The sequence below is a fragment of the Paraburkholderia sejongensis genome (assembly GCF_020880815.1).
GTDB lineage: Bacteria > Pseudomonadota > Gammaproteobacteria > Burkholderiales > Burkholderiaceae > Paraburkholderia > Paraburkholderia sejongensis.
Genome location: NZ_JAJITD010000020.1, coordinates 36,472 through 53,444, shown reverse-complemented (window position 1 = coordinate 53,444; position 16,973 = coordinate 36,472). Strand labels below are relative to the sequence as shown.

At 63.1% G+C, this 16,973-nt stretch carries 14 protein-coding genes and 1 tRNA gene; 13 read left to right on the top strand and 2 right to left on the bottom strand.

The genetic code is table 11. The features are described 5' to 3' along the window. Positions 1 to 59 precede the first annotated feature (59 nt). Positions 60 to 1,166 carry an aromatic ring-hydroxylating oxygenase subunit alpha gene (locus LJ656_RS29455; RefSeq protein ID WP_230513011.1) on the bottom strand — a complete coding sequence of 369 codons (1,107 nt, stop codon included), beginning with the start codon at positions 1,164 to 1,166 and terminating at the stop codon, positions 60 to 62. 320 nt (positions 1,167 to 1,486) lie between these two features. On the opposite strand from LJ656_RS29455, the gene LJ656_RS29450 reads away from it, so the two are divergent. The 4 genes from LJ656_RS29450 to folE2 all read left to right on the top strand — a co-directional run bounded on the left by LJ656_RS29450 (position 1,487) and on the right by folE2 (position 5,713). Continuing rightward, the gene (locus LJ656_RS29450; protein ID WP_230513010.1) at positions 1,487 to 1,795 is read left to right on the top strand and encodes an exodeoxyribonuclease VII small subunit; all 309 of its coding nucleotides are present in this window, start codon (positions 1,487 to 1,489) and stop codon (positions 1,793 to 1,795) included. Next, a complete protein-coding gene (locus LJ656_RS29445; protein WP_230513009.1) occupies positions 1,792 to 2,673 on the top strand; it encodes a polyprenyl synthetase family protein in 882 nt (293 codons plus the stop codon). The genes LJ656_RS29450 and LJ656_RS29445 overlap by 4 nt, the downstream gene beginning before the upstream one ends. Positions 2,674 to 2,760: 87 nt before the next feature. After that, positions 2,761 to 4,668: a 1-deoxy-D-xylulose-5-phosphate synthase gene (gene dxs, locus LJ656_RS29440; RefSeq protein ID WP_230513008.1), complete on the top strand. Its 1,908-nt coding sequence runs from the start codon at positions 2,761 to 2,763 to the stop codon at positions 4,666 to 4,668. 238 nt (positions 4,669 to 4,906) lie between these two features. Continuing rightward, on the top strand, positions 4,907 to 5,713 hold the full coding sequence (gene folE2, locus LJ656_RS29435; protein WP_230513007.1) for a GTP cyclohydrolase FolE2: 807 nt from the start codon (positions 4,907 to 4,909) through the stop codon (positions 5,711 to 5,713). 154 nt (positions 5,714 to 5,867) lie between these two features. Here the strand turns inward: folE2 and tsaD are convergent, their stop codons facing one another. After that, a complete protein-coding gene (gene tsaD, locus LJ656_RS29430; RefSeq protein WP_230513006.1) occupies positions 5,868 to 6,896 on the bottom strand; it encodes a tRNA (adenosine(37)-N6)-threonylcarbamoyltransferase complex transferase subunit TsaD in 1,029 nt (342 codons plus the stop codon). Between the two features lie 133 nt (positions 6,897 to 7,029). On the opposite strand from tsaD, the gene LJ656_RS29425 reads away from it, so the two are divergent. The 9 genes from LJ656_RS29425 (at position 7,030) to LJ656_RS29385 (ending at position 16,909) form a co-directional block, all read left to right on the top strand. After that, a complete protein-coding gene (locus LJ656_RS29425; protein WP_230513005.1) occupies positions 7,030 to 8,247 on the top strand; it encodes a BaiN/RdsA family NAD(P)/FAD-dependent oxidoreductase in 1,218 nt (405 codons plus the stop codon). Positions 8,248 to 8,315: 68 nt separating this feature from the next. Then, complete coding sequence (rpsU, locus tag LJ656_RS29420) at positions 8,316 to 8,528, top strand: 30S ribosomal protein S21 (RefSeq protein ID WP_008919901.1); 213 nt, start codon at positions 8,316 to 8,318, stop codon at positions 8,526 to 8,528. A gap of 246 nt (positions 8,529 to 8,774) precedes the next feature. Further along, on the top strand, positions 8,775 to 9,221 hold the full coding sequence (locus tag LJ656_RS29415; protein WP_230513004.1) for a GatB/YqeY domain-containing protein: 447 nt from the start codon (positions 8,775 to 8,777) through the stop codon (positions 9,219 to 9,221). 121 nt (positions 9,222 to 9,342) lie between these two features. Then, on the top strand, positions 9,343 to 11,220 hold the full coding sequence (gene dnaG / locus LJ656_RS29410) for a DNA primase (RefSeq protein WP_230513003.1): 1,878 nt from the start codon (positions 9,343 to 9,345) through the stop codon (positions 11,218 to 11,220). A gap of 92 nt (positions 11,221 to 11,312) precedes the next feature. Beyond that, positions 11,313 to 13,703: an RNA polymerase sigma factor RpoD gene (rpoD, locus tag LJ656_RS29405; RefSeq protein ID WP_230513002.1), complete on the top strand. Its 2,391-nt coding sequence runs from the start codon at positions 11,313 to 11,315 to the stop codon at positions 13,701 to 13,703. A 155-nt stretch (positions 13,704 to 13,858) separates the two neighbouring features. Then, a tRNA-Ile gene (locus LJ656_RS29400) sits at positions 13,859 to 13,946 on the top strand. A gap of 333 nt (positions 13,947 to 14,279) precedes the next feature. Next, the gene (locus LJ656_RS29395; protein WP_230513001.1) at positions 14,280 to 14,486 is read left to right on the top strand and encodes a hypothetical protein; all 207 of its coding nucleotides are present in this window, start codon (positions 14,280 to 14,282) and stop codon (positions 14,484 to 14,486) included. A 205-nt stretch (positions 14,487 to 14,691) separates the two neighbouring features. Next, complete coding sequence (locus LJ656_RS29390; RefSeq protein ID WP_230513000.1) at positions 14,692 to 14,865, top strand: hypothetical protein; 174 nt, start codon at positions 14,692 to 14,694, stop codon at positions 14,863 to 14,865. Between the two features lie 898 nt (positions 14,866 to 15,763). Continuing rightward, on the top strand, positions 15,764 to 16,909 hold the full coding sequence (locus LJ656_RS29385) for a porin (protein ID WP_230512999.1): 1,146 nt from the start codon (positions 15,764 to 15,766) through the stop codon (positions 16,907 to 16,909). Positions 16,910 to 16,973 lie beyond the last annotated feature (64 nt).

Here is a 16,973-nt window from a genome sequence, read left to right as displayed (position 1 = left end):
AAAAAGACGGGCCGCAGCCCGTCTTTCCTTGTGTTGCTTGCAGCACCAGGCGGCGCGGCTCAGATCGTGCCGAGCTCGCGGCGCAAGAACTCGTGGAAGTGCTGCATGCCGTCTTCCATCGGGCTCTGATACGGACCGACCTGCGACTCGCCGCGCTCCATCAGCGCGAGCCGGCCGGCGTCCATGCGCTCGGCGATTTCATCGTCTTCGCGGGCCGTCTCCATATAGGCGGCGCGCTCGGCTTCGACGAAGTCGCGTTCGAACAGCGCGATTTCCTCGGGGTAATAGAACTCCACCACGTTGGTGGTTTGCTGCGGACCGCGCGGAATCAGCCACGACACGACCAGCACGTGCGGGTACCACTCGATCATGATGCCCGGGTAGTACACCATCCAGATCGCGCCGAACTCGGGCGGGTTGCCGCCGCGAAAGCGCAGCACTTCGTCGTGCCACTTGCGGTATGTCGGGCTGCCCGGCTGCTCGAGCGCCTTGTGCACGCCGACCGTCTGCACGCTGTACCAGTCGCCGAACTCCCACGTCAGATCGTCGCAATTGACGAAGCTGCCCAGGCCCGGATGGAACGGCGCGACGTGATAGTCCTCCAGATAGACCTCGATGAAGGTCTTCCAGTTGTAGTTGCACTCGTGGACTTCGACGTGATCGAACATGAAGCCCGAAAAATCGAAGTGGCGGCTCGGGCCGAGGCGCGCGAGATCTTTCGCGACATCGCGGCCCTGCGCCTCGAACAGCAGGCCTTGCCAGTTCTGCAGCGGTGTCGCGCCGAGATTCAGGCAGGGGTTGTCCGCGAAATGCGGCGCGCCGAGCAGCTCGCCTTTCAGGTCATAGGTCCACCGATGCAGTGGGCAGACGATGTTCTGCGTCTGGCCGCGGCCGTTGAGCATGATGGCCTGGCGATGCCGGCAGACGTTCGACAGCAGTTCGACTTGCGACTGCTGGTTACGGACGAGCACCCGCCCCTCGCGTTCGCTGGGCAAGGCAAAATAATCCCCCGCTTCGGGCACCATCAGATCGTGGCCGACGTAGCGAGGACCTTTCTTGAAAAGGGTGTCGATTTCGCGCGTAAGAAGCGCTTCGTCAAAGTAAGCCGTGACTGGCAGCTGGCTGTGGACAGACCGCAACTGCAATGCATTGCTCAGATTGGACATTCCCACTCCCGTGAAGACGTGAAAGCAGTGAACAACCCAACCATCGATAGATTCGATTTAGGGAACCGGCGATTATACCTGTTTCCCCGCTGCTGGGGCGCTTAAGTGACTGATTTGGGTCAAAAATGTCGAGAAAGTTCGGCATTTTCGCCGCAGACCCTCGGATTTTTTTCTGCGAGACTTGCGGGTCGAAGCGCTGCAAAAGCGTGCGGCGAAAAAGGTGCAAACGGGGTGGCAAGGCGGAGCGCGCGGTCGCGAGAGGGTCGAACCTGGCGCTTTTGCCGTAGAATGTCCGACTTGTTTTAATTTTGCGACTATTCATGGCGAAGACCGCATCGAAAGATTCCCCCGTCGCGTCAGCCGAATCCGGCGACAACGCGCCGCTGCCGGAGAATTACGAGGCTGCGCAGGCGGAACTGGAAGAGCTCGTCGCGCGCATGGAAGGCGGCAGCCTGAGCCTCGAGGAATCGCTGGCCGCGTACCGTCGCGGCGCGGCACTTGTCGCATTCTGTCAACAGCAGCTCGAGAAGGTCGAGCAGCAGGTGCGGGTGCTGGATGGCGAGACGCTCAAGCCGTTACCCATGAATACCGCAGGCACAGCCGCTACTGAAAGCGGGGACGACCTATGACATTCGAACAATGGACGCGCTCGGTGCTCGAACGCGTCGAAACGGCGCTGGAAAACTACCTGCCGGCCGAGACCACCGAACCCGCCAAACTGCATGAAGCGATGCGCTACGCAGTGCTCGGCGGCGGCAAACGGGTGCGGCCGCTCTTGTGCCACGCGGCCGGCGAGCTGACCGGCGCGCGCGCCGAGTGCCTCGACGCGGCCGCGGCCGCGCTGGAAATGATCCACGTGTATTCGCTCGTGCACGACGACATGCCGTGTATGGACGACGACGAACTGCGCCGCGGCAAGCCGACGGTCCACGTCAAGTATGACGAAGCGACCGCGCTGCTGGTCGGCGACGCGCTGCAGTCGCAGGCATTCGTGGTGCTGACTTCGGACGTGCTGGCGCCGCAGCAACAGGCGTCGCTGGTGCGCGAACTCGCATTCGCGAGCGGCTCGCTCGGCATGTGCGGCGGGCAGGCGATCGATCTGGCGAGCGTCGGCCATACGCTGACGCGCCCGCAACTCGAAACCATGCACCGGATGAAAACCGGCGCGCTGCTGCGCGCGGCCGTGCGCATGGGCGCGCTGGCCGGCGACACGCCGGATGCGGACGCCCTGCGTTCGCTCGACGCATATGCCGCCGCGGTCGGCCTCGCGTTTCAGGTCGTCGACGACATTCTCGACGTCACGACCGACTCCGCGACGCTCGGCAAGACCGCCGGCAAAGACGCGAAGGACGGCAAGCCGACCTACGTGTCGATTATCGGGCTCGACGCGTCGCGCGCGCTCGCCGCGCAACTGCGCAGCGACGCCCACGCCGCGCTCGCGCCGTTCGGCGCGCGCGCACAGCGCCTTGCCGAACTGGCCGACCTGGTGGTGAACCGGGTCAGCTGAACGCGAAAGCCCGCCGCCGCGCACCTTCCATCCCCGGGGTGCATGTATGAAGTGCGGGCGCGTAAGTTTTCCTACAATGGAACGACGATGTACGACTTGCTGAAAACCATCGACGACCCGGCAGCCCTGCGCCGCCTCGATCGCCGCCAATTGCAACCGCTTGCCGACGAGTTGCGCGCCTTTGTGCTCGACAGCGTGTCGCAGACGGGCGGCCATCTCTCGTCCAACCTCGGCACGGTCGAGTTGACCATTGCTCTGCACTATGTGTTCGACACGCCGCACGACCGCATCGTCTGGGACGTGGGCCATCAAACCTATCCGCACAAGATCCTGACCGGCCGCCGCGACCAGATGCACACGCTGCGTCAGCTGAACGGCATTTCGGGCTTCCCGAAACGCGACGAATCCGAGTACGACACGTTCGGCACCGCGCATTCGAGCACGTCGATTTCGGCCGCGCTCGGCATGGCGGTCGCGAGCAAGCTGCAGGGCGACAACCGGATGGGCATCGCCGTGATCGGCGACGGCGCGATGACGGCCGGCATGGCCTTCGAGGCGATGAACAACGCGGGCGTCGAAGACGACGTGCCGCTGCTGGTGATCCTCAACGACAACGATATGTCGATCTCGCCGCCGGTCGGCGCGCTCAATCGCCATCTCGCGCGTCTGATGTCGGGCCGCTTCTACGCGGCTGCGCGCGCCGGCGTCGAACGCGTGCTGCGCGTCGCGCCGCCGATGCTCGATCTCGCCCGCAAGCTCGAAGAGCACGCGAAGGGCATGATCGTGCCGGCTACGCTGTTCGAAGAGTTCGGCTTCAACTACATCGGCCCGATCGACGGTCACGACCTCGACTCGCTAATCCCGACGCTGCAGAACATCAAGGAACTGCGCGGTCCGCAATTCCTGCACGTCGTCACGAAGAAAGGCCAGGGTTACAAGCTGGCCGAAGCCGATCCGGTGCTGTACCACGGCCCGGGCAAGTTCAATCCGGCCGAGGGCATCAAGCCGGCGGCGACGCCGTCGAAGAAGACCTACACCCAGGTGTTCGGCGAATGGCTGTGCGACGCGGCCGAACTCGATTCGCGCGTGGTTGGCATTACGCCGGCAATGCGCGAAGGCTCGGGCCTCGTCGAATTCGAAAAGCGCTTCCCGGATCGCTACTTCGACGTCGGCATCGCCGAGCAGCACGCGGTGACCTTCGCCGGCGGTCTCGCCGCGGACGGCATGAAGCCGGTCGTCGCGATCTACTCGACGTTCCTGCAACGCGCGTATGACCAACTGATCCACGACGTCGCACTGCAGAACCTGCCGGTCGTGTTCGCAATCGACCGCGCGGGCCTCGTCGGCGCGGACGGCGCGACTCACGCCGGCGCGTACGACCTCGCGTTCATGCGCTGCATCCCGAACATGACCGTGATGGCGCCGTCGGACGAAAACGAGTGCCGCCAGATGCTGTACACCGCGCTGCAACAGCCGAACCCGACCGCGGTGCGTTATCCGCGCGGCGCGGGAACCGGTGTCGCGACGGTCAAGCAGATGAGCGCGCTGCCGATCGGCAAGGGCGAAGTGCGTCGCGAGACCTCGCAACCGGCCGGCAAGCGGATCGCGATTCTGGCGTTCGGCACGATGGTCGCGCCGTCGCTGGCGGCGGCCGAGCAGCTCGACGCCACCGTCGCGAACATGCGCTTCGTGAAGCCGCTCGACGCCGACCTCGTGCGCCAGCTCGCCGAAACCCACGACGCGATCGTTACCGTCGAAGAAGGCTGCATCATGGGCGGCGCGGGCTCGGCCTGCGTCGAAGCCCTGCTCGAGAGTGGGGTTATGCGACCCGTACTACAATTGGGCCTCCCCGACCGGTTCATCGATCACGGGGACCCGGCCAAGCTGCTCGCCGCGTGCGGTCTGGACGCAGCGGGTATCGCCCGGTCGATCCGCGAACGCTTTCTTGCAAGCGGCGCGGTCGGCGGTCAATCGTCGGTGAAGCGCGTCGCTTAAAGCGCGCTATCGCTGGTCGTAGCGCCAGTGCCGCCGTCATGCGACGGCGGCCGCGGCAATCTCCAGTTTGAACGAACGGGCGTTGCGACCCGTCACCCAACGCCGGCGAGAGCCGGCGTTCGCCGTTGCGCGTACTGATCCGCACGGCCGCTGGGCGCCGCGAAGCTGTCGCTTGTGCGACAGGTTACGAAGCAACGAAACGAGGCGCGGCCCGGCGCTTTCCAGAAAGGACAAAAGAATGAATCAGATGAATCCCGCCTTTGTGATGCCCGATGTGCAAAGCACGCCCGACACCCGCCAGATCCCGATCCAGCGCGTCGGCGTGAAGGGCGTGCGGCATCCGTTGACGGTGCGCACGCAAGCCGGCGACGTGCAGCCGACCGTCGGCACCTGGAACCTCGACGTGCATCTGCCGGCCGAGCAGAAGGGCACGCACATGTCGCGCTTCGTCGCGTTGCTCGAAGAGAACAAGGCGCCGCTCGACGCGGCCACCTTCCGCACGATGCTCGCCACAATGCTCGCAAAGCTCGAGGCCGAGGCGGGCCGTATCGAAGTGTCGTTCCCGTACTTTGTGAACAAGACCGCGCCGGTGTCGGGCGTGCAAAGCCTGCTCGACTACGAAGTGACGCTGACCGGCGACACCCGTAACGGCGCGACGCGGCTGTTTCTGAAAGTGCTGGTGCCGGTCACGAGCCTGTGCCCGTGCTCGAAGAAAATCTCGCAGTACGGCGCGCACAATCAGCGCTCGCACGTGACGATCAATGCCGAGCTGAACGGCGACGTCGCGGTCGAAGAACTGGTGCGGATCGCCGAGGAAGAGGCGTCGTGCGAACTGTGGGGGCTGCTCAAGCGCCCGGACGAGAAGTTCGTGACCGAGCGCGCGTATGAGAATCCGAAGTTCGTCGAAGACCTCGTGCGCGACGTCGCGCAGCGTCTGAATGCGGACGAGCGCGTGGTCGCCTATGTGCTCGAAGCCGAGAACTTCGAGTCGATCCACAATCACAGCGCGTATGCGGTGATCGAGCGGGATAAGCGGGGCGCTTAAAAGGCGTGCCGTCGATGCGTGGACCGGGTTGTCGCGCATCGGCTCCAAGTATGAAAAAAAGCCGCTTCTTGAAGCGGCTTTTTTTCGCATTGTGTTCGCGCAGACCGCGGCGCTTGCGCTCATTGTCGCGGGAGTTGCGGTTCCCGGCTTCGCTTCAATGCGCGAGCGAGCTCAAATCCCAGCGCGGCTTCACCGTGAACGCGTAGTCATTGCCGGCCTGCTCGGGCCAGCGTTGCAGACGCAGCGCGCCGGCCAGCGCGATCATCGCGCCGTTGTCCGTGCACAGCGACAGGTCCGGATAGTGCACGAAGAAATTGCGCTTCTGCGCAGCCGCCGACAGCGCTTCGCGCAACTGCCGGTTCGCGCCGACGCCGCCCGCGACCACCAGCCGGTTCAGCTTCGTGCGCTTGAGCGCCGCCAGCGACTTGGCCGCCAGCACTTCAACGGCGGCATCGACGAAACCGCGCGCCAGATCGGCCTTCGACTGCTCGCAGATATTCGCGCCGCCGAGCTTGTTGGCATTCGTCAGCACCGCGGTCTTCAGGCCGCTGAAGCTGAAATCGAGGTCGCCGGAATGTAGCATCGGACGCGGCAGCACGACCGCGCCGGGCGTGCCGAATTCCGCCAACCGCGATACTTCCGGGCCGCCCGGGTAGCCGAGGCCGAGCAGCTTGGCGGTTTTGTCGAACGCTTCGCCGGCGGCGTCGTCGAGCGTCTCGCCGAGCGTCTCGTAGATGCCCACGTCGGTCACGCGCATCAACTGCGTATGACCGCCGGACACCAGCAACGCGACGAACGGGAACGGCGGCGGTTCGTCGACGAGCAGCGGCGACAGCAGATGCCCTTCGAGATGGTGGATACCGATGGTCGGCTTGTTCCAGGCCATCGCCAGCGAATTGGCGACGCTCGCGCCGACCAGCAGCGCTCCCGCGAGCCCCGGGCCCTGCGTGTAGGCGATCGCGTCGATGTCGCTGCGCGCGACGCCGGCGCGCTCCATCACCTCTTCGAGCAGCGGCAGCGCGCGGCGGATATGGTCGCGCGACGCCAGTTCCGGCACCACGCCGCCATACTCCCGGTGCATCGCAATCTGCGAATGCAGCGCGTGCGCGAGCAGGCCGCGCTCCGTGTCGTAGAGCGCGAGACCGGTTTCGTCGCAGGAGCTTTCGATGCCGAGAACGAGCATGATGAATCGCTTGAGCCGGACGCGCGAACGCGCGCCCGAAAGTGAAAGGTAAGCCTGAAAGTATAGCAGCGCGGTGCAACGGCCGCCGGCCGCCCCCTCTGCCGGCGAGGGCCCGCAGGTACAATGCGGCCCCATGGAATCCTTCGATATCGCGGTAATTGGCGCGGGCGCGGCCGGCATGATGTGCGCGGCCGTGGCCGGGCAACTCGGCCGGCGCGTCGTGCTGATCGACCACTCGCAGCGGCTCGCGGAAAAAATCCGCATTTCCGGCGGCGGCCGCTGCAACTTCACGAATCTGAATGCGGGGCCGGCGAACTACCTGTCGGCGAATCCGCATTTTTGCCGTTCCGCGCTCGCGCGCTACACGCCGCGCGACTTCATGGCGCTGCTGAAGCAGCATCGAGTTACGTGGCACGAGAAGCACAAAGGCCAGCTGTTCTGCGACCAGTCGAGCGACGCAATCATCGACGTGCTCAAGCGCGAATGCGATGAGGGGCGAGTCGCGTGGCGCGCCCCGCTGGCGGTGGAACAGGTGGGCCAGGACGGCCAGGGCCAGTTCACGCTGGGCACTTCGGCCGGGACGATTGAGGCCCGCGCGCTGGTGATCGCCACCGGCGGGCTGTCGATCCCGAAGATCGGCGCGACCGATTTCGCGTACCGGCTCGCCAAGCAATTCGGCCACAAGCTGATCGATACGCGCCCGGCGTTGGTGCCGCTGACCTTCGCGCCCGCAGACTGGGAGCCGTTCGCGGCGCTCTCGGGGGTGTCGCTCGAAGTGCAGCTGTCGACCGGTAATAAGAAGACCGGCGCCGAATTCACCGAAGACCTGCTGCTGACGCACCGCGGTCTGTCGGGCCCCGGCGTGCTGCAGATTTCGAGCTACTGGCAGCCGGGCGAACCGATCCATATCAACCTGCTGCCGGAACGCGACGCGGCGGCCGAGCTGATCGAGGCCAAAAGCAGCACCAGGCGGCAAATCGCCAATCTGCTGTCCGAGTGGGTGCCGCAACGGCTCGCACATGTGTGGCTCGACACCCATCAGGTGCCCGCCGACGCCCGCCTTGCCGATCTGCCGGACAAGACGCTACGCCGCATCGGCGAGGCGCTGTCACGCTGGACGCTCACCCCCAACGGCACCGAAGGCTATCGGAAGGCCGAGGTGACGCGCGGCGGCGTCGACACGCGCGGCCTGTCATCGACGACGATGATGAGTTCGCGCGTGCCCGGCCTTTACTTCATCGGCGAGGCGGTCGACGTCACCGGCTGGCTCGGTGGCTACAACTTTCAGTGGGCGTGGGCGTCGGGTGTCGCGGCGGGCGAGGCGGCCGCCGGCTATGCGCGGGGGGCTTGACGGCGCGCTGGCTTTGTGAGAAAGCTCTGCTATACTCACCAACCTTTACAAAGTTCCGTTATTGAAAAATGACGACCATCCGCGTAAAAGATAACGAGCCGTTCGAAGTGGCGATGCGCAGATTCAAGCGCACCATGGAGAAAAACGGTTTGCTGACGGAACTTCGCGCTCGCGAGTTTTACGAGAAACCCACCGCCGAACGCAAGCGCAAGAAAGCAGCGGCGGTGAAGCGTCATTTCAAGCGTCTGCGTGGCCAGATGCTGCCGAAAAAGCTCTACTGATTGATTCTGGCGTTGCTGCCCTTTCGCTTGAACGAGCGCCGCGGCAACCTCGAAACCGCTGGCAGCACCACCGGTGCCGTCGCGGAAAACCCGGCCCATCGGGCCAGCCGGCAGGGTCGCATCCACTACGCACATTGCGCCAACCCGCTTGAGGAAGCTGTCCCAAGCGGGTTTTTGTGTTGATGCCGCGGCATGCCGCCGCCGATCCGCCGGTTTTTCAATTTTTCAACGTAATACAGGTGAGTGATGAGTCTCAAGGACCGGATCAACGACGATATGAAAGCTGCGATGCGGGCGCGCGAAACCGAGCGTCTCGGCACGATCCGCCTGCTGCTCGCCGCGATCAAGCAGCGCGAAGTCGATGAGCGCATCACGCTCGACGATGCCGGCGTGACCGCCGTCGTCGACAAGATGATCAAGCAGCGCAAGGATTCGATCAGCCAGTTCGAAGCCGCCGGCCGCACGGACCTCGCGGACAAGGAAAAGGCCGAACTGGCGATTCTGTCCGCCTACATGCCGGAGCAGATGTCCGACGCGGAAATCGCCGCGGAAGTGCAGGCGGCGGTGGCGCAAACCGGCGCGGCCGGTCCGCAGGACATGGGCAAGGTGATGGGCGTGCTGAAGTCCAAGCTCGCCGGCCGCGCCGACATGACCGCCGTCTCCGCACAGGTCAAAGCCGCGCTCGCAAAGTAACCCGCGAGCTCTGGTTCGGGCTGCGCGCCGCGTCGAAGGAGGCGCGCTTGCGGCCCGCTTGCAGTGTCGAGCCCGGTTTCCGGGCCTGGATTTTGAAGCTTCCCTGGCAGCGTCATCTACTGTGATCCCACCGTCATTCCTGCAGGACCTGCTCAACCGCGTCGATATCGTCGACGTGGTCGGCCGGTTCGTGCAGTTGAAAAAGGGCGGCGCGAATTTGATGGGGCTCTGTCCGTTTCACAACGAAAAGAGCCCTTCGTTTACGGTTAGTCCGACTAAACAGTTTTATCACTGCTTCGGCTGCGGCGCGCATGGCACCGCCATCGGGTTCCTGATGGAGCACGTGGGCATGTCGTTTCCCGAAGCGGTCACCGAGCTTGCGCAATCGGTCGGCTTGACCGTGCCGCGCGAGCCTTCGCCCGGCTATGGCGGCGGGGGCAGCGGCGGTTCGGGCGGCTATGCGCCGGCGGCGTCGAAGGCCGTCACCACCGCGCTGTCCGACCTGATGCAGACCGCCTGCGATTACTACCGCAAGCAGTTGCGCGGCGCGCCGGTCGCGATCCAATACCTGAAAAAGCGCGGCCTGACCGGCGAGATCGCCGCGCGTTTCGGCCTCGGCTATGCGCCGGACGGTTGGCAGAACCTTGAGACCGCGTTCCCGAACTATCGCGACGACGCGCTGGTCGAAGCAGGTCTCGTGATCGTCAGCGAAAAGTCCGACGCGCAGGGGCAGAACCGCCGCTACGACCGCTTCCGCGAGCGGATCATGTTCCCGATCCGCAATGTGAAGGGGCAGGTGATCGGGTTCGGCGGACGCGTGCTCGACGGCGGCGAGCCAAAATATCTGAATTCGCCCGAAACCCCGCTATTCAACAAGGGCAGCGAGTTGTACGGGCTGTTCGAGGCCCGTCTGGCGATTCGCGAGCAGCACTACGTGCTGGTCGTCGAAGGTTACATGGACGTGGTCGCGCTCGCGCAACTTGGCTTTCAGAATGCTGTCGCGACGCTCGGCACCGCCTGCACGCCGATTCATGTGCAGAAACTGATGCGCCAGACCGACACGGTCATCTTCAGTTTCGATGGCGATTCGGCCGGCCGCCGCGCCGCGCGCCGCGCGCTCGACGCCTGTCTGCCGCACGCCGCCGACAACCGCACGATCCGCTTCCTGTTCCTGCCGGCCGAGCACGATCCCGACAGCTACGTGCGCGAGTTCGGCACCGAGGCGTTCGCAACCCAGGTCGAACGCGCGATGCCGCTGTCGCAATTCATGCTCAACGAGGTGTTGGCCGGCAAGGAGCTGGATCAGCCGGAAGGCAAGGCGCGCGCGCTGTTCGACGCGAAGCCGCTGTTGCAGGCGCTGCCGGCCAATGCGCTGCGCGCGCAGATCATGCATATGTTCGCGGACCGGCTCGACGTGCCGTTCAGCGAAGTCGCGGCGCTGTGCGAGGTCGATGCGCGGATCGCCGCCGCGGCTCGCGAGGCGCCGGCTCGCAAGGACCGCCGCAGCGTGACCGGGATCGAGGAAAAAACGCTGCGCAATCTGGTGATGCATCCGCGCACGGTCGCGATGCTCGACGAGGAGGCCGAAGAGGCGCTCGTTACCGTGACGCGGCACGCCGAGCTGTTCGCGGAGGTGACCACGCACGCACGCGCGTTGGGCGACTCGGCGGAGTTCCAACTCTTGTCCGATCTCTTGCGAAATGGCGCGAACGCCCCAACTTTCGAGGAAATCTTTCGCAAAATTCTAGACTATGATGAAAACGTCCGGGATTTGCTGCTGAAAGACCCGCAGGATCCAACCGTTATCGAGGAGCGGCGCGAGCAGGAACGGATCGTCGGCGAGGAACTGAAAGCTGCGATTCTGAAGATGCGGTACGACGCTTATTGCGAGCGTCTCGAGCATTTGTCGAGACAATCCCGGCACACGCCGGAAGAGTTCGCGGAGTTGTCGGAGCTCAATCGGAAGCGGGCTGACATGAAGCGTCAGCTCGGGCTGTAACGGTGAGGTCAAAAAACCCGGGTGGTAGAATAAAAGGTTTGTAGCGGTTTGTTTTTCAAGGGTTTTCCTAGCAAAGGCGAAAAGGCGATGCGATGGCAAAGACTACAGGCGGAAATCAGACAACAGGCTCACGCGCTAAAGAGCGCAGCGGAAAAATTACCGAAGCCAAGCTGACTGTATCCGCCCGAAGATCGTCTGCCGTCAACGTCGCCCCGGCTGCCGGGAAGAAGTCGTCGACGACTGCGGCCGCGCAGGCTGCCTCGGTCCGGGCGGCGAAAGCGGTAGCACCGTCGGCCGCGAAGCGGTCAGGTGTCAGAAGCGCAAGGGAAGCGGCTGCCGTTGAGAAAGGTGCGGTAGCGCGCGTGACTCCAGTATCCACGGTTCAACCGGCTGTTGTTCGACAGCCGGGGGTCGAGACTACAGCTGGTACAGCGAACTCCATGACGAAAAAGCTGAACGAAGTATCTGTCGAAGACGATGCAACCCAGGCCGAAGAAACCGCCGCCGCCGCTCCGGGCAAGACGGAGAAGGTCAAGGCTCGCGACCGTCGTGCAAAGGAAAAGGCGCTGCTGAAGGATGCATTCGCGTCGTCGCAGCCCGGCACCGTCGAGGAACTCGAAGAACGCCGCTCCAAACTGCGCGCGCTGATCAAGCTCGGCAAGGAGCGCGGCTTCCTTACCTACGCTGAAATCAACGATCACCTGCCGGACAACTTCACCGAGACCGAGGCGATCGAAGGCATCATCAGCACGTTCAACGACATGGGCGTCGCGGTCTACGAACAGGCCCCGGACGCCGAAACGCTGCTGCTCAACGACAACGCACCCGCGGCTTCGTCGGACGACGAAGTCGAAGAGGAAGCGGAAGTCGCCCTGTCGACCGTCGACTCCGAATTCGGCCGCACCACCGATCCCGTGCGCATGTACATGCGCGAAATGGGCACGGTCGAGCTGCTGACGCGCGAGGGCGAAATCGAAATCGCGAAGCGGATCGAGGACGGCCTCAAGCACATGGTGATGGCCATCTCGGCCTGCCCGACCACGATCGCCGACATCCTTGCGATGGCCGAGCGCGTCGCGAATGACGAAATACGTATCGACGAACTCGTCGACGGCCTGATCGACGCCGACGCGGAAGATGCCGACGGCTTCTCCGCGCAGGAAGCCGAGGCGATCGAAAACGAAGACGAGGAAGCCGAGGAAGAGGACGAAGAGGACGAGGAAGAAGACGATGGCGCCGCGCAAGCGACGGCCAACGCTGCGCAGCTCGAAGCGCTGCGGCGCGCGTCGCTCGAAAAATTCGCGCTGATCAGCGAATGGTTCGACAAGATGCGGCGCGCGTTCGAAAAGGAAGGTTACAAGTCCAAGTCGTATCTGAAGGCGCAGGAAACGATCCAGAACGAACTGATGTCGATCCGCTTTACCGCGCGTACCGTCGAGCGTCTGTGCGACACGCTGCGTGCGCAGGTCGACGAAGTGCGCCAGGTCGAGCGTCAGATCCTGCATACGGTGGTCGACAAGTGCGGGATGCCGCGGGCGGAATTCATCGCGCGTTTCCCCGGCAGCGAAACTGACCTCGAATGGGCCGACAAGATCGTGGCCGAAGGCCATGCGTATAGCGCGATACTCACGCGCAACATCCCGGCGATCCGCGAACAGCAGCAGCGTTTGCTCGATCTACAGGCGCGCGTAGTGCTGCCGCTGAAGGACCTGAAGGAAACCAACCGGCAGATGGCGGCCGGCGAGCTGAAGGCGCGTCAGGCGAAGCGCGAGATGACCGAGGCGAACCTGCGTCTGGTGATTTCGATCGCGAAGAAGTACACGAACCGCGGCTTGCAGTTCCTCGACCTGATTCAGGAAGGCAACATCGGCCTGATGAAGGCGGTGGACAAATTCGAATACCGGCGCGGCTACAAGTTCTCCACGTATGCGACGTGGTGGATTCGTCAGGCCATTACGCGTTCGATCGCCGACCAGGCACGCACGATCCGGATTCCGGTTCACATGATCGAGACGATCAACAAGATGAACCGTATCTCGCGTCAGATTCTGCAGGAAACCGGTCTCGAGCCGGATCCGGCAACGCTGGCGGAAAAGATGGAGATGCCCGAGGACAAGATTCGCAAGATCATGAAGATCGCGAAGGAACCGATCTCGATGGAAACGCCGATCGGCGACGACGACGATTCGCATCTGGGCGACTTCATCGAAGACAACAACACGGTCGCACCGGCCGACGCGGCGTTGCACGCCAGCATGCGCGACGTTGTGAAGGACGTACTCGATTCGCTGACGCCGCGCGAGGCGAAGGTGCTGCGGATGCGCTTCGGGATCGAGATGAGCACCGATCACACGCTCGAAGAGGTCGGCAAGCAGTTCGACGTGACGCGCGAGCGGATTCGTCAGATCGAGGCGAAGGCGCTGCGCAAGCTGCGTCACCCGAGCCGTTCGGACAAGCTGAAGTCGTTCCTCGAAGGAAGTTGAGCGCGGCAGCCGCGGCTGGCCGCGAATGATGCAATCAAAGGGGCCTCCCGGTCGTTTCGCGCGAGCGAGGCGGTTGCGGAGGCCCCTTTTTCGTGTAGTATGTCGGCCAATCGATGAAACGGGCCCGGCCTTTATGACCGGGTCTTTTTCTTCGTGGGCTGGACGCCGTGTTGGTTGCAGGCAGCGGACTCATAATCCGCCTCCGAAAGGACATCGTGGGTTCGAATCCCACCCGGCCCACCAAAGTATCGATAAAAAGGGTTCCGATTTTCGGAACCCTTTTTTGTTTTGGCGGGCTTCGTGCTGCATGCGTCGCACGACCCCGCGCCATTCCGCATCCTTCTCGGTCTGTTCTTCGCGGGGGCTCCGGTGCCCCGTGCATTCGATCTCATACACGTCGCGCGCCTGAGCGACGCTCGCATCGTCGTGGCGTCCCTTTATTCGCGTGCAAACGCACAGAGCCGGTCGCGGCGCGTCGGTAGGCTGGTCCTACAGACAAGAAGTATTCGGTCTGGCGTGAGTGGCATGTCGTTTGCACAGGTCGGCTTCCACGCTCATCCAATAACGAGAACTACCATGCGCTCCGACCACACCACCGCCGATTTAACCGAACCCCAGCCGGCGCCGGGCCCGTCGCTGGAAAATGCGGCCGCCCCTCTGTCGCGACCACCGATGCGCATGCTGACGCGGGTCGCCTTCTGTTTCGCGTGGCTGTTCGGGCTGGAGCCGTTCCTCTCGGCTGCGTCCGAGGATTCGAGCGGATCGAAGCGCGATTCGCATTGAAGCGCCGCGCGCGTTGAAACTTTCGTTTTAAGCGAGAGCAGTTTCTACAGGCTTGCGGTGCCGTTCAGCGATCGCGTGCCTGCGTCTGGGCCTGAGAGACGAGCGGCACGGCGCGTGTTGCGATCTGCCGCCAGCCTTGCCGGGAATAACGGTTGCGCGTCCGCCGCTGGGAGTTCTTCCCATTCACTGGACACTGGACGCCGCCATGCAAACCGATCCCACCGTCGACCCGATTGCCGATCCCGCCAACCAGCCGCTCGACGAACCCGACGAGCAACCGCGGCCATTGCCCGATACGCCGCCCGCAACCGACCCGCTCGCACCCGGTTCGTCGCCGGAGGATGAAGAGGCTGTCAGGCCCTCGCGCCCCGCACCATAAGCCAGGATTGACCGGTATCAGGGAAACTCCGTGTAAAAAAGACCGCGCCTGAGTCGTTAAATCAATACGGAAGCCTTATTAAATTAATTCTTCCGCTTTCCGCACGGGTTTTGTCACGCGGCGGCCGGCGCCGCAATTCACCTCCGGGCAATGCCCGTGCCGAAAGCTTCTTCACGGCGCGTATAGGCTTTATGAAAAAGCCAATGGCAGGCGTTAGCCGAAAGCGGAAATCACCACAGAGCCGGGCGCGCGAGGTTTTGTTGAGATAACAGATCGGCGGCCGGGCCAAGGCCCCTCTCCTTGTGCGGCCAGTGAGCCGCTGCTTGAAAGTGGTGAATTGCAGGGCGGGCAAATCCATCGGTTATTGGGACACGCGTTAATCGACCCGCACGGCAATTGGCTACTCGTCGCAGTAGGCGCGGGAATGACAGGATTAACTCCATTAAGTTCCCAGAATTCGTAAATATTTTTTCTATACTCCCGGATGCCATTCGTTTCAATAGATCCGCGTACGGAAATTCTGCGCATTTATTCGGCATTCTGTTCCGACCCGACTAAGTCATTTGTATTAAGACGGTGTTGCAAACGCACAACTTCGAATATTGAGACATTGCAAATTCGCCTTGGTTGGCGCAGCTCAGCGGCCGACGCAATCTTGTCATAACTGACGGAAAAACAATGACTTAAATCAAGATGGGTGGCTATTGTTGCGAAATTCGAAAAATCCTGTTGCGTGAATTATTGGCGCCGCTATTAGGGTGTCCCCCTACACTCACGCTTCGTTTCAAGGGTGCCCAGCCAAGCTTCACGGCTCGGCCACAGGGCGGTGGCAGATGCTCTCGGCATCGGCCGCTGAGGCGGGTCCCGCTCCCCGTAAATTTTTCGAATTGGAGTTCCCATGAAAAAGAGTCTCATCGTCGTTGCGGCTGCCGCATCGTTCGCTTCCGTCGCACACGCACAAAGCAGCGTGACCCTGTACGGTCTGCTCGACGCAGGCCTGACGTACACCAGCAACGTTGCTGGCAACGCTAAGTGGGCAGCAGGCAGCGGCGGCATCAACCAGAGCATGTTCGGCCTGCGCGGTTCGGAAGATCTGGGCGGCGGTCTGAAGGCAATCTTCACGTTGGAAAGCGGCTTCAACATCAACAACGGCGGCCTGGGTAACAACGGCGGCATCTTCAACCGTCAGGCATTCGTCGGTCTGTCGAGCGCACAATTCGGTACCGTCACGCTGGGCCGTCAGTACGACGCAGCTCAAGACTACCTCGCACCGCTGACCGCAACGGGCAGCTGGGGCGGCACGTTCTTCGCGCACCCGTACAACAACGACAACCTGAACACCAACGGTGGTCTGTCGGTTAACAACTCGATCAAGTACTCGAGCGCAAACTACGCTGGCTTCACGTTCGGCGGCACGTACGGCTTCTCGAACCAGGCTGGCAACTTCGCGAACAACCGCCAGTACAGCCTCGGTGCTGCATACCAGTGGCAAGGCCTGCACCTCGGTGCTGCTTACGCCCAGCAGAACAACCCGGCTGGCAACCGCACGGGCGCTTCGGACGGCGTCGTTGCGAACGCAGGCGGCGTGATCAACGCAGCTCAATTCCGTCAGCGTCAGTTCGGCGCAGCGGCTTCGTATGACCTCGGCCCGGCAACCGTCGGTCTGGCATGGACGCAATCGCGTATCGACAACCTGGTCGGCGCAGCAGTTGGTCAGCGTCAAGGTCACACCAACAACTACGAAGTCAACGGTAAGTACAACCTGACGCCGGCAATGGCTCTGGGCATCGCTTACACGTTCACCGACTCGCGTGGCTACGGCGTGAACGAAGCTGGCAACGACATGAAGACCCGTTACCACCAGATCGGCCTGCAGGCTGACTACTCGCTGTCGCGTCGCACCGACGTGTACGCTCAGGCTGTGTACCAGCACGCAATGGGCGACGGCGGCGTGGCTTCGATCTACAGCGGCGACAACACGGTTCCGACCTCGTCGTCGAAGAACCAGACGGCTGCTACGATCGGTCTGCGTCACCGCTTCTAAGCTTCCACAGAAGCTGCCTGTAGTACAAAAAGGTGCCGTTCGCGGCACCTTTTTTTATGCGTGC